The organism is Sedimentitalea arenosa, assembly GCF_016428585.1.
GTDB lineage: Bacteria > Pseudomonadota > Alphaproteobacteria > Rhodobacterales > Rhodobacteraceae > Sedimentitalea > Sedimentitalea arenosa.
Genome location: NZ_JAELVR010000003.1, coordinates 225,544 through 238,621, shown reverse-complemented (window position 1 = coordinate 238,621; position 13,078 = coordinate 225,544). Strand labels below are relative to the sequence as shown.

The 13,078-nt window shown below is 67.8% G+C and carries 10 protein-coding genes; 4 read left to right on the top strand and 6 right to left on the bottom strand.

What is annotated here, in order from left to right:
• The first annotated feature begins 13 nt into the window (after positions 1 to 13).
• Together JF290_RS05820 and JF290_RS05815 are read left to right on the top strand one after the other, a co-directional pair.
• A complete protein-coding gene (locus JF290_RS05820) occupies positions 14 to 1,639 on the top strand; it encodes an AMP-binding protein (RefSeq protein ID WP_199023822.1) in 1,626 nt (541 codons plus the stop codon).
• An 84-nt stretch (positions 1,640 to 1,723) separates the two neighbouring features.
• Entirely contained in the window at positions 1,724 to 2,734 is a 1,011-nt protein-coding gene (locus JF290_RS05815) for a hypothetical protein (protein ID WP_199023821.1), read from the top strand.
• Between the two features lie 28 nt (positions 2,735 to 2,762).
• On the opposite strand, the gene JF290_RS05810 is transcribed toward JF290_RS05815, so the two are convergent.
• From JF290_RS05810 to JF290_RS05785, 6 genes are all read right to left on the bottom strand, one after another.
• A complete protein-coding gene (locus JF290_RS05810; RefSeq protein ID WP_199023820.1) occupies positions 2,763 to 3,506 on the bottom strand; it encodes a hypothetical protein in 744 nt (247 codons plus the stop codon).
• A 56-nt stretch (positions 3,507 to 3,562) separates the two neighbouring features.
• Positions 3,563 to 4,195 carry a uracil phosphoribosyltransferase gene (gene upp, locus JF290_RS05805; RefSeq protein WP_199023819.1) on the bottom strand — a complete coding sequence of 211 codons (633 nt, stop codon included), beginning with the start codon at positions 4,193 to 4,195 and terminating at the stop codon, positions 3,563 to 3,565.
• A gap of 77 nt (positions 4,196 to 4,272) precedes the next feature.
• Positions 4,273 to 5,484, bottom strand: a complete 1,212-nt coding sequence (locus tag JF290_RS05800; protein WP_199023818.1) for a phosphopentomutase — start codon at positions 5,482 to 5,484, stop codon at positions 4,273 to 4,275.
• The gene (locus tag JF290_RS05795) at positions 5,484 to 6,788 is read right to left on the bottom strand and encodes a thymidine phosphorylase (RefSeq protein WP_199023817.1); all 1,305 of its coding nucleotides are present in this window, start codon (positions 6,786 to 6,788) and stop codon (positions 5,484 to 5,486) included. Before JF290_RS05795 ends, JF290_RS05800 begins: the two co-directional genes overlap by 1 nt.
• Before the next feature lie 4 nt (positions 6,789 to 6,792).
• Positions 6,793 to 7,185: a cytidine deaminase gene (locus JF290_RS05790; protein WP_199023816.1), complete on the bottom strand. Its 393-nt coding sequence runs from the start codon at positions 7,183 to 7,185 to the stop codon at positions 6,793 to 6,795.
• On the bottom strand, positions 7,182 to 8,273 hold the full coding sequence (locus JF290_RS05785; RefSeq protein WP_199023815.1) for a cupin domain-containing protein: 1,092 nt from the start codon (positions 8,271 to 8,273) through the stop codon (positions 7,182 to 7,184). Before JF290_RS05785 ends, JF290_RS05790 begins: the two co-directional genes overlap by 4 nt.
• A gap of 147 nt (positions 8,274 to 8,420) precedes the next feature.
• On the opposite strand from JF290_RS05785, the gene JF290_RS05780 reads away from it, so the two are divergent.
• The gene (locus tag JF290_RS05780) at positions 8,421 to 10,694 is read left to right on the top strand and encodes an NADP-dependent malic enzyme (protein ID WP_199023814.1); all 2,274 of its coding nucleotides are present in this window, start codon (positions 8,421 to 8,423) and stop codon (positions 10,692 to 10,694) included.
• Positions 10,695 to 11,181: 487 nt separating this feature from the next.
• Positions 11,182 to 13,071, top strand: coding sequence for a propionate-CoA ligase PrpE (gene prpE, locus JF290_RS05775; protein ID WP_199023813.1), 1,890 nt, complete (start codon positions 11,182 to 11,184; stop codon positions 13,069 to 13,071).
• Positions 13,072 to 13,078: the final 7 nt, after the last annotated feature.

Genomic DNA, 13,078 nt, shown 5'->3' with positions numbered 1-13,078 from the left:
AGGGAGCGAGATCATGGGATGGATGGCTGACGAAACCGGGTTGGACAAATGCGCCGCGAACCACGTGCCGCTGACCCCGCTGTCGGGATTGCGCCGCGCCGCGCATGTGTTCTCGGACGAGCTGGCGGTGGTGTATGGTGCGCATCGCAAGACCTATGCCGAATATTACGACCGTTGCACGCGGCTGGCCGCCGCCCTCGCCGCGCTGGGGGTGAAACCCGGAGACGTGGTGGCGACGGTGCTGCCCAACATCCCCGCCCATGCCGAGGCGCATTTCGGCGTGCCCGCCTGCGGGGCGGTGCTGAACGCGATCAACACGCGGCTGGATGTGGGCACGGTGGCCTATATCCTCGGCCATGGCGGGGCCAAGGTGGTGCTGGTCGATAGCCAGTTCCTGAACACCGTCGAAGCCGCCGTCGCGCAGCTGGAGGGCCCCGCGCCGATCCTGATCGAGGTGCCGGACGCGCCGGCGGGCCATCCGGCGAGCGGGCGGCACGCCCTCTACGAACAGGTGCTGGGCAATGCCGAGCACGACTTCGACTGGGTGATGCCCGCGGACGAATGGGAAAGCATCGCACTGAACTATACCAGCGGCACAACCGGACGGCCCAAGGGCGTGGTCTATCACCATCGCGGCGCCTATCTGAACGCCATGGGCCAGGTGATCAGCTGGGGCATGGTGCTGCGCCCGCGCTACCTGACCATCGTGCCGCTGTTTCACTGCAACGGCTGGTGCCACACCTGGATGATGCCGATGGTCGGCGGCACGATCGTCTGTTGCCGCGACATCACCGCCAAGGCGATCTTCGACGCCATCGCCGACGAGAAGGCGACCCATTTCGGTGGCGCGCCCATCGTGCTGAACACGCTGGTCAACGCGCCCGAGACCGAGCGGCGCGACTTCGACCACGTCGTCGAGGTGTTCACCGCCGGCGCCCCCCCTGCCCCGGCCACGCTCGCCAAGATCGAGCCGATGGGCTTTCACGTGACGCAGGTCTACGGGCTGACCGAGGTCTATGGGCCGGCCACCGAATGCACCTGGGGGCCGCATCTGGACCACCTCGAAGGGCCGGCGCGGGCTGCGATCAAGGCGCGGCAGGGCGTCGCCATGCCGTTCATGGAGCATATCACCGTGGTCGATGACGCCATGCACCAGATCGCGATGGACGGCGCGGCGCAGGGCGAGATCGTGATGCGCGGCAACGGCGTGATGAAGGGCTATTACAAGAACCCCGAGGCGACGGCGGAGGCCTTCAAGGGCGGCTATTTCCATTCCGGCGACATCGCCGTGCAGCATCCGGACGGCTATATCCAGATCGCCGACCGCGCCAAGGACATCATCATCTCGGGCGGCGAGAACATCAGCTCGGTCGAGGTCGAGGGCGTGCTGATGAACCATCCCGACGTGCTGCTGGCCGCCGTGGTCGCAAAACCGGACGAGAAATGGGGCGAGGTGCCCTGCGCCTTTGTCGAGCTGAAGGACGGGGCCAGCGCGACCGAGGCCGACCTGATCGCCTTTGCGCGCGAAACGCTGGCCGGGTTCAAGTCACCCAAGAAGGTGGTGTTCCAGGAATTGCCCAAGACATCGACCGGCAAGATCCAGAAATTCGAGCTGCGCAGCCTCGCGGCGCGGTTGTGAGCGCGCGGCGTCAAAGCCGTTTGCCGCTCTCCTGCCGCCCGTGCTAGCATCCGGCGCAAAGAGAGGCCGTGCAGACTCCGCCAGATGACCGCATTGAAGGAATACGACCGGCTGGAAGCCTCCGGCCTGTGGCGCGCGAGTCCGCTGGAGCAGCGCCGTGACGTGATCGTGTCGATCGGCGAGGCCACCCTGACCATCACCGACATGAAGGAGACGGCGCTGGCGCATTGGTCGCTGGCGGCGCTGGACCGCGTCAATCCCGGAGAGCTGCCGGCGATCTATTGCCCCGATGGCGACCCCGGCGAAACGCTCGAGATCGCCGCCAACGAGACCGCCATGGTCGAGGCGATCGAGAAGCTGCGCCTGGCGGTGGAGCGCACCCGCCCGCGCCCTGGCCGGTTGCGGCAGGCCAGCGTGATCGGGGTGCTGGTGGCGCTGATCCTGCTGATGACGCTGTGGCTGCCGGGCGCGCTGGTGCGGCACACGATGGGCGTGGTCCCGGCCGTCAAGCGGCAGGCGATCGGCGAAGCGGTGCTGGGCCGGATCGAGCGCGTCGCGGGGCGGGCCTGCCTGACACCCGAGGCGGCGCCGGCGCTGACGCGGCTGGCCCGGCGCACCGGCGTGCGCAAGCTGGTCGTGCTGCGCACCGGGGTCACCGACAGCCGGGCATTGCCGGGCGGGATCGTTCTGATTCACCGTTCGCTGCTGGAGGATCACGAGGATCCGGCCGTGGTGGCGGGCTATGTGCTGGCCGAGCGGGTGCGCGCGGCGGGTTCGGATCCGCTGGCCCGGATGCTGGCCGAGGCGGGGCCGGTGGCCACGTTCCGCCTGCTGACGACGGGCGAGGTGACGCAGGACACGCTCGACGCCCATGCCGAACGGATGACGCAGGCCAAGCGCGCGCCGGACGCGGTCGACAGCCTGCTGGGCGCGTTCGCCGAGGCCGGTATCCCCTCGACCCCCTATGCCTATGCGCTGGACGGCAGCGGCGAGAGCGTGCTGAGCCTGATCGAGGCCGACCCGATGGCGGGGCAATCGCCGGAGCCGGTGCTGCGGGATCGCGACTGGCTGCTGCTGCAATCGATCTGCGGCTGACCCGATCCGGGTCCCGCAAGGCCGGGAGTCAGCGATCCGCCTTGGGCGGAAAACGTGCGTCACCCGCGCGTGTCGACAGGCGCGTCACGGCGAGGCCGCCCGCCTGCTGTCGTATCGGCGGGCCCGGTTCCTGGAAGGCGATGGCTTGCGGCAGGGCCGACCGGTCGATCTGCACCACCGGCACGTCGGTCGGCAGCGGGCGCAGGCTGCGCGGCACGGTCCGCGTCCAGATGCGATCGGTCTGCGCCTCCCCCTGCGCGCTGCGGACGCCGCGATGCGGGTTCAGCCGCCCATCGCCCCAGCCCGCCGTGAAACCGGCCGGCGGCGCGCGATGCGGACGGATCATGCTGGGCGCGAGGATCATCTCGGTCCGGTGCGGGTTGAGCCGGCCATCGTCCCAGGCCGGGCGGTAGCCGCGCGGCACGGCCATCACCACCGTGTTGCGGCGGTTGTCATAGACGTGCCGGGGAATGATGCGCGTTTGGCCCGCCGGCGCGGCCGCGCTGCGCGGTGCCGGGGTCGCCATGGCGGCGGTGCGGGTGGGCGTGCGCCCGCAGACCTGCACGCGGGTCGCATCACGGCGCGGCACCCAGGTCACGACGCCGTCGATGCTGGCGCGGGCAAAGACACAGCCCCGCCCGTCGACATATTCGGTGCCGGCAAAACCCGGCGGCGGGCTGTCGGCGGGGCCGGAAAGCCCCTGGGCCGAAAGCGGGCCCAACGCCGGCAACAGGCAGAACAGGGTGGCGATCAGGAAACGCGTCTGGCTCATTCGATCCTCACAATCCATGCGGCCGCGCGGTCGCCTTCCGGCAGGGCGCGCCGCGCCTACTTGGTGCCGAACATGCGGTCGCCCGCATCGCCCAGGCCCGGCATGATGTATCCCTTTTCATTTAACCCCCGGTCAACGGCGGCGGTGAAGATCGGCACGTCCGGATGGGCCTCGGACATGCGCTTGACCCCCTCGGGGGCGGCGAGCAGGCAGAGGAAGCGGATGTTGGTCGCTCCGGCCTCTTTCAGCAGATCGACGGCGGCGGCCGAGGAATTGCCCGTCGCCAGCATCGGGTCGACCACGATCACGAGGCGATCGTCGAGCCCCTGCGGCACCTTGAAATAGTATTGCACGGGCTGCAGGGTCGTCTCGTCGCGGTAGAGCCCGATGAAGCCGACCCGCGCCAGCGGGATCAGTTCGAGCACCCCGTCGAGCATGCCGTTGCCGGCGCGCAGGATCGAGATCAGCGCGAGCTTCTTGCCGGCCAGCGTCGGCGCGTCCATCGACTCGAGCGGGGTGTCGATCCGCTTGACCGTCATCGCCATGTCGCGCGTCACCTCGTAGGCGAGCAACTCGGTGATCTCGCGCAGCAACTGGCGGAACACGGCGGTCGAGGTGCCCTTCTCGCGCATCAGGCTGAGCTTGTGCTGAACCAGCGGGTGATCGACGACGGTGACGCTTTCAGGCATTGCGGCTCTCCCAGTGTGGCGGCCCGATCTTTTTGGGCCAGCCCGCCCCGGTCTGCAACCCGGATGCGCGCGCGATGTCAGAAAAAGCTGCGCCCCGGCCCGCGCGACGGAACGCCGAGGTGATGTGCGACGCTGGCGGCCACGTCGACGAAGGCGACATGGCCGATGGACCCGGCTCCCTTGCCCGCCACCAGCACCGGCACGCGCTCGCGGGTGTGGTCGCTGCCGATCCAGCTGGGATCGTTGCCGTGATCCGCTGTCAGCAGCAGGATGTCGTCCGGGCGCAGCCGCGACAGGATCGGACCCAGCGCCGCGTCGAACCATTCGAGCGCGGCGGCATAGCCCGCGATGTCGCGCCGGTGACCATAGCCGCTGTCGAACTCGACGAAATTGGCGAAGGTCAGGCTGCCCGGCCCGGCGGTGTCGACCAGATCGGCGAGATGAGCCATCAGTTCTGCATCGCTGCCCTTGCGCAACTCGTCGATGCCCTGCATCGAGAAGATGTCGCCGATCTTGCCGAGCGCGTGGACCCGCCCGCCGGCCTGCTGCACCCAGTCGGTCAGGACCGGCGCGGGCGGGGCAATGGCGAAATCCTTCCGGTTGCCGGTGCGCGTGAAGCCGGTGTCCGCGGTGCCGATGAAGGGGCGCGCGATCACCCGGCCCACCTTCATCTCGTGCAGCATCGGTGCGACCGCCTTGCAGACTGCGAGCAGGCGGTCGAGGCCGAAGGTCTCTTCATGCGCGGCGATCTGCAGCACGGAATCCGCCGACGTGTAGCAGATCGGCCAGCCGCTGCGCATGTGCGCGGCGCCGAGATCGTCCATGATTTGGGTGCCCGAGGCGTGGCAGTCGCCCAGTATCCCGTCGGTGCCCGCCGCGCTGGCGATCGCGGCGCTCACCCGTTCGGGAAAGGCCGGGTGCGTGTCGGGAAAGAAGTGCCAGGTCCAGGGCACCGGCACGCCGGCCAGTTCCCAATGGCCCGAGGGCGTGTCCTTGCCGGGCGACACCTCGGTCGCGGCCCCCCAGAGGCCGGTGGGAGTCGCCCCCAGACCCGGCGTCGCAGCGCCCGACGCCAGCCGCACCGCGGCCCCCAGCCCGAGCGCGTCGAGAATGGGCAGGTGCAACGGGCCGCTGCGGCCGTGCTCGGCCTGTCCGGCCATACAGGCCTGGGCGATATGGGCCACGGTGTTGGCGCCGGTATCGGGCACGCTGCCGTTGAAAAAGCGCCCGGCATCCGGCGCGCCGCCGATGCCGACGGAATCCATCACCACGAGAAACGCGCGCGCCATCAGCCGATCCTTTCATGAATGAGGTCGGGCAGAGCGGGCGGCTGCGGCGACAGGGTGATCGCGGCCAGCACCGCCGCGCGCGCCGCCTGCGCCGCGTCCTCGCGCCCGGCATGGACCAGCGCCAGCGGCTGGCCGCGCCGCACCGTCTGACCGAGCCGCACGAGTCCGGACAGGCCGACCGCCGGGTCGATCACGTCGCTTTCGACCAGCCGCCCGCCGCCCAGCGCGACCACGGCCAGGCCCAGCGCCTCGCCGTCGATGGCCGCAACATGGCCGTCGCGGGGGGCCGCGACCTCGTGGATCACGGTCGCTTCGGGCAGGAACCGCGCCCAGTCGGCGGTGAAGGACAGCGGGCCGCCCTGCTCGGCGATCATGCGGCCGAACCGTTCGGCGGCGCGGCCGTCGCGCACGGCGGCGACCACGCGATCGGCCCCGTCCTGCACGTCGTCGACCAACCCCGCATCCGCCAGCACCACGCCACCGAGCGCCGCCGTGAGATGCAGCAGCGGCCCCTCGGCCTGCCCGGTCAGGACCCGCATCACCTCGGCCACTTCGAGCGCGTTGCCCAGCGCCGGGGCGAGCGGTTGATCCATGTCGGTGATCAGCGCGGTGGTGCGGCAGCCGGCGGCATTGGCGGTCTTGGTCAGCGCCTCGGCCAAGGCGCGCGCGGCATCGGGCGATTTCATGAAGGCGCCGCTGCCCAGCTTGACGTCGAGCACCAGCGCATCGAGGTTCGCCGCCAGCTTCTTGGACAGGATCGACGCGGTGATGAGGTCCAGGCTTTCGACCGTCGCGGTCACGTCGCGAATCGCGTAGAGCCGCCTGTCCGCCGGGGCGACCTCGGCGGTGGCGCCGACGATGGCGCAGCCCACATCGGCGACGATCCGGTGCAGCCGGTCGAGCGGCACCGAGGTCGCGACCCCCGGAATGGCTTCGAGCTTGTCGAGCGTGCCGCCGGTATGGCCGAGCCCGCGGCCCGAGATCATCGGCACGTAGGCCCCGCAGGCGGCGAGCGCCGGGGCCAGCACCAGCGAGACGCAATCGCCCACCCCGCCGGTCGAATGCTTGTCGACCACCGGGCCGGGCAGGTCCCAGCGCAAAACCTGTCCGCTGTCGCGCATCGCCAGCGTCAGCGCCGTGCGCCCCGCTTCGCCCAGTTCGCCCATGCAGACGGCCATCGCGAAGGCACCGGCCTGCGCGTCGCTGACCGTGCCATCGGCCAGGCCCTCGGCGAACCACGCGATCTCGGCCGCATCTGGGGCCTCGCGGCGCCTCAGCTTGGCGATGATGGCGCGGGCATCCATCGGGTCAGTCCCGGCGCATGTGATCGGTGTTGAAGGCGCCGGGCAGCAGTTCGGCCAGCGTCATGACCTGTTCGGCCCCGTCGGTCGTTGCCATGGTCACGCGCACGTCGCCCGCCCCGAATTCCGCGAGTTTCTGGCGGCAGCCCCCGCAGGGCGAGACCGGCACCGGGCTTTCGGCGATGACATAGACCTCGGCCACGGCGGTATCGCCGGCCAGCACCATCGCGGCGATGGCCCCGGCCTCGGCGCAGGTGCCTTCGGGATAGGCCACGTTCTCGACGTTGCAGCCCATGTGGACCGCGCCCGAGGCGGCGCGGATCGCCGCGCCGACCTTGAAGTTAGAATAGGGCGCATAGGCGTTGCGGCGGGCGCGCTCGGCGGCGTCTTTCAGGCTCATGCGGTCTCCAGTTCGGTTGCGAAATCGCCGGGAAGGGCGACTTCGAGCAGTTCGACATCCGCGCTCGCCGCGCTGAGGCGCGTCTTCATGCCGGGCGGGATGACGAAGGCATCGCCGGTTTCCAGCCGCTGCGGATCGCGGCCCTCGCCTTCGAGCGTGACGCTGCCCTCCATCACGAAGGTGAACAGGATGTCGCTGTCATGGCTGGCCCAGACAGGCGCGCCCGGCGCGCGGCGCACGACCTGCACCCCGGCCACGTTGCGCGTGTTCGCGGCGATGGTGGTATCGCGGCAGACGAAGCCGGGAAGGCGGAAGGGCCGCCAGTCGGCATTCCTGGCCTGGTTGAAGACGAATTTCTGCCCCTGCCATTCGCGATCGGGGCGTAGGTGCGGCGTGGGCAACTCCATCTCGTGATCGATCTCGGTGACGTGTTCCGCGGGCACGCCGATCTCGATCACCTCGACATTGTCGCTGGCCAGAAGGACGCGGTGGCGGATCTCGGGCGGCTGGACGAAACAGTCGCCGGCGGTCAGGCGCATCGGCGGGCCCTGGTCCTCGTAGACCACGTCGACCCAGCCGCGATAGCAGAAGATCAGCTGGAACCCGACCTTGTGGAAATGCACCATGTCCGGCACCGGGCCACCATCGGGAATCCGGATATGGCTGGCGATGATCGAGCCGCCCAACCGGTCGGGGATCAGGTCGCGATATTGCATCCCGGCGCGGCCGATGATCCAGGGGGCCTGGTCGGCGAGGCGGCGCACCACGAAGGAATGCAGCGTTTGCGGCAGAACCAGCGGCGGGTTGCGCTCGGCGATCTCGACCCTCGTGCCATTGGGCGCGGTCAGCGCGGTGGCGCCGCCGGCGAAACCCAGCGGATCGTCCGTGAGGATGCGGATCGTGCCGGGGTGTTCGGTCGCGCCCTTCTCGACGCGCAACCGCAGCCCGTGGCCCGAGAACACCGCCGTCTGCGGGTCGTCGGCCGGATAGATCATGTCGAGCCGCATTCCCAGAACCTTGGTGAAAAACGGGATGTCGTCGCGCAACTCGTTTGTCGGAAGCCGCATTTCGGCTATGGTGTCGGCCATCTGTTCCCCGTCCGTTTTTCGCGAAGAGTGCAGGCCGGATCGGGATTCTGCAAGCAAACGACTGAAAGACCTTTCGGCATTTTCGATGTTGTTTCCGCGACGTCAGTTAGTTTAAGGCTCAACTAAATTTCACGAGGAGTTCGGGCCATGTCCGACAACCAGACGCTGCGCCAGGCCGCATTGTTCTATCACGAGCATCCCAAGCCCGGTAAACTGGAAATCCGCGCGACCAAGCCGATGGCCAACGGGCGCGACCTGTCGCGAGCGTATTCGCCGGGCGTGGCCGAGGCCTGTCTCGAGATCAAGGCCGACCCGTCCATGGCGGCGCGCTATACCACCAAGGCGAACATGGTCGGCGTCGTGACCAACGGCACGGCGGTTCTGGGGCTGGGCAATATCGGCGCGCTGGCCAGCAAGCCGGTGATGGAAGGCAAGGCGGTCCTGTTCAAGAAATTCGCCAATATCGACTGTTTCGACATCGAGGTGGATGAATCCGACCCGGAGAAGCTGGCCGATATCGTCTGTGCGCTCGCCCCGACCTTCGGGGCGATCAACCTCGAGGACATCAAGGCGCCGGACTGTTTCATCGTCGAGAAGATCTGCCGCGAGCGGATGAACATCCCGGTGTTCCACGACGACCAGCACGGCACCGCCATCGTCGTCGGCGCGGCTGCCAAGAACGCCATGCTGGTGGCCGGGAAATCGCTGGCCGACGTCAAGATCGTCAGCACCGGCGGCGGCGCGGCGGGCATCGCCTGCCTGAACATGCTGGTGAAGATGGGCGCGAAACGCGAGAACATCTGGCTCTGCGACATTCACGGGCTGGTCTATGAGGGCCGCACCGAGGACATGAACCCGCACAAGGCGATCTTTGCCCAGGCCAGCGACAAGCGCACGCTGGACGAGGTGATCGAGGGCGCGGACATGTTCCTGGGCCTGAGCGGCGCGGACATCCTGACCGCCGACATGGTCGCCAGGATGAGCAAGAAGCCGATCATCTTCGCCCTGGCGAACCCGAACCCGGAAATCCAGCCCGAACTGGCGCGCTCGGTCGCGCCCGACGCGATCATCGCCACTGGGCGCAGCGACGTGCCCAACCAGGTCAACAACGTGCTGTGCTTTCCCTTCATCTTTCGCGGCGCGCTGGATGTGGGCGCGACCGAGATCAACGACGCGATGAAGCTGGCCTGCATCGAGGGCATCGCCGAGCTGGCCCGCGCCACGACCAGCGCCGAAGCCGCCGCCGCCTATAGCGGCGAGCAGATGACCTTTGGCCCCGACTACCTGATCCCCAAACCGTTCGACCCGCGCCTCGTGGGGGTCGTGTCGTCCTCTGTCGCCAAGGCGGCGATGGACAGCGGTGTCGCGACGCGGCCGATCGACGATCTGGACGCCTATCGCGAGCGCCTGAACCAGAGCGTGTTCAAGTCGGCGCTGCTGATGCGCCCGGTCTTCGAGGCCGCCCGCATGGCCAGCCGCCGGATCGTGTTCGCCGAGGGCGAGGACGAGCGTGTGCTGCGCGCGGCACAGGCGATCCTGGAGGAAACCACCGAGACGCCGATCCTGATCGGCCGTCCCGAGGTGATCGAGGCGCGCTGCGAACGCATCGGGCTCGACATCCGGCCGGGGCGCGACTTCCAGCTGGTGAACCCGGAAAACGACCCGCGCTACTACGACTACTGGACCAGCTACCACGCGCTGATGGAACGCCGCGGCGTGACACCGGACCTCGCCAAGGCGATCATGCGCACCAACACCACCGCCATCGGCGGGATCATGGTGCATCGCGGCGAAGCCGACAGCCTGATCTGCGGCACCTTCGGGGAGTACCGCTGGCACCTGGGATACATCACCCAGATTCTCGGCACCTCGGCCCTGCGCCCGCATGGCGCGCTGTCGCTGATGATCCTCGAGGACGGGCCGCTCTTCATCGCCGACACCCATGTGCATCAGCGCCCCAACCCCGAACAGCTGGCCGAGATCGCCGAGGGCGCGGCCCGGCATGTGCGCCGCTTCGGACTGGAACCCAAGATCGCCTTCTGCTCGCAATCGCAGTTCGGCAACCAGACCGGCGGGTCGGGCGAACGTCTGCGCGACGCGATCGCGATCCTGGACCGCCGCCCGCGCGATTTCGTCTATGAAGGCGAAATGAACCTCGACGTGGCGCTGGACCCGGAACTGCGCGCCCGCATCTTCCCGAATTCACGTCTGCTGGGCGCGGCGAACGTGCTGATCTTTGCCCATGCGGATGCCGCGAGCGGTGTGCGCAATATCCTGAAGGCCAAGGCCAACGGGCTGGAGGTGGGTCCGATCCTGATGGGCATGGGCAACAACGCGCATATCGTGTCGCCCTCGATCACCGCGCGCGGCCTGCTGAACATGGCGGCTATCGCGGGCACGCCGGTCGCGCATTACGGCTGAAAACGATACCGCCACATGCGAGGGGCATGTGGCGGATCGGCACGTCAAATGGCCTATTTCTTGATCGGCTTTGCGCCTGGTTTGGACGGCTTCGCCTTCTTGTCGCCCATGGCAACAACCCTTTTTTTGCAATGCGATCGGCACCACGCCTCTCGCCCCTCTCCCATGCCACGGCGACCCCGAGTCGCGCTGTCGCGATTTCGACCGCGATGTCGTTTTTCATCCGTGTTCCGGTGTCCCGGCGGCGACCGCGACCGGCGACCCGAGTCGGTGACACGCGATTTGCATCCAGACCGCCAAACTTTGCAAACCCGCCACGGACGAGACAGAAATCGGCATATTTTTTGGATGTTTGCAAAAATTTGCACGCGCCGCCACGGCATTTCTGCAAATTCTTGCGTCCTTCTGCCGCTGATATCGGTAACTGTCTTGTCTGACGTCACGTCACTCCCTTACACGATCACAGGACCACGAAGGAGGACAGTCCATGAGCTATGCCGAGACCTATGAGAGATGGAAGCAGGATCCGGAAGGCTTCTGGATGGAGGCCGCCCAAGCCATCGACTGGGTCAAGGCTCCGACCCGTGCGCTGAACGCGGACAATGCGCCGCTCTACACGTGGTATGCCGACGGGTTGGTGAACACCTGCCACAACGCCGTGGACCGCCATGTCGAAGCGGGCCGGGGCGCACAGACCGCGATCATCTATGACAGCCCGATCACCCAGACCAAGCACAAGATATCCTACGCGGAACTGCGCAGCCGGGTCGCCTCGCTGGCCGGGGCCTTGCGCGCCAAGGGGGTGGAAAAGGGCGACCGCGTCATCATCTACATGCCGATGGTGCCCGAGGCGCTGGAAGCGATGCTGGCCTGTGCGCGCCTGGGCGCGGTGCACTCGGTCGTCTTCGGCGGCTTTGCGGCCAACGAGCTGGCGGTGCGGATCGACGATTGCAAGCCCAAGGCGATCATCGCCGCCTCCTGCGGGCTCGAGCCGGGGCGCGTGGTGCATTACAAGCCGCTGCTGGACGGCGCGCTGGAGCTGTCGACGCACCAGCCCGACTTCTGCGTGATCTTCCAGCGCGAACAGGAGGTCGCATACCTGGAAGAGGGCCGCGACGTGGATTGGCACGGCTTTCAGTATGGCGTCGACCCGGCGGAATGCGTTCCGGTCGAAGGCGATCACCCGGCCTATATCCTTTATACCTCGGGCACCACGGGGGCGCCCAAGGGCGTGGTCCGCGCCACCGGCGGGCATCTCGTGGCGCTGAACTGGACGATGAAGAACATCTACAATGTCGAGCCCGGCGACGTGTTCTGGGCCGCCTCAGATGTCGGCTGGGTCGTCGGCCATTCCTATATCTGCTACGGGCCGCTGATCCACGGCAACACGACGATCGTGTTCGAAGGCAAGCCGGTCGGCACGCCGGATGCCGGCACCTTCTGGCGGGTGATTTCCGAACACGGGGTCAAGTCCTTCTTCACCGCCCCGACGGCCATCCGCGCGGTCAAGCGCGAGGACCCGGAGGGCAAGTTCACCAAGCCCTATGACCTGTCCTGTCTCAAGACGCTCTATCTTGCCGGCGAGCGGGCCGATCCCGACACCATCGAATGGGCGCAGCGGATCCTGAACGTGCCGGTGATCGACCACTGGTGGCAGACCGAAACCGGCTATGCCATCGCCGCCAACCCGATGGGCATCGATCCCCTTCCCGTCAAGATCGGCAGCCCCTCGGTCGCCATGCCCGGCTATGACGTGCAGATCCTCGATGAGGCTGGCCACCCGATGAAACCGGGCGAGCTGGGCGCCATCGCGATCAAGCTGCCGCTGCCGCCGGGCACCCTGCCGAACCTCTGGAACGCCGAGGAGCGGTTCCGGAAATCCTATCTCGACCATTTCCCCGGCTACTACGAAACCGGCGATGCCGGGATGAAGGACGAGGATGGCTACCTGTGGATCATGGCGCGCACCGATGACGTCATCAACGTCGCGGGCCACCGCCTGTCGACCGGCGCGATGGAGGAGGTTCTCGCCAGCCATCCGGACGTGGCCGAGTGTGCGGTGATCGGCGTCACCGACCAGCTCAAGGGCCAGGTGCCGGTGGGCTTCCTGTGCCTGACCAAGGGGGTCAACCGGCCCGAGGGCGAGATCACCGCCGAATGCGTCAAGCTGGTGCGCGACAGGATCGGTCCCGTGGCCGCCTTCAAGCTGGCGGTGGTGGTCGATCGACTGCCCAAGACCCGATCGGGCAAGATCCTGCGCGCGACCATGATCAAGATCGCCGACAGCGAAGAGTTCAAGATGCCGGCGACCATCGATGACCCGGCGATCCTCGACGAGATCAAGACGGCCCTGCAGACCATCGGCTATGCCAAATAAGGGCGCG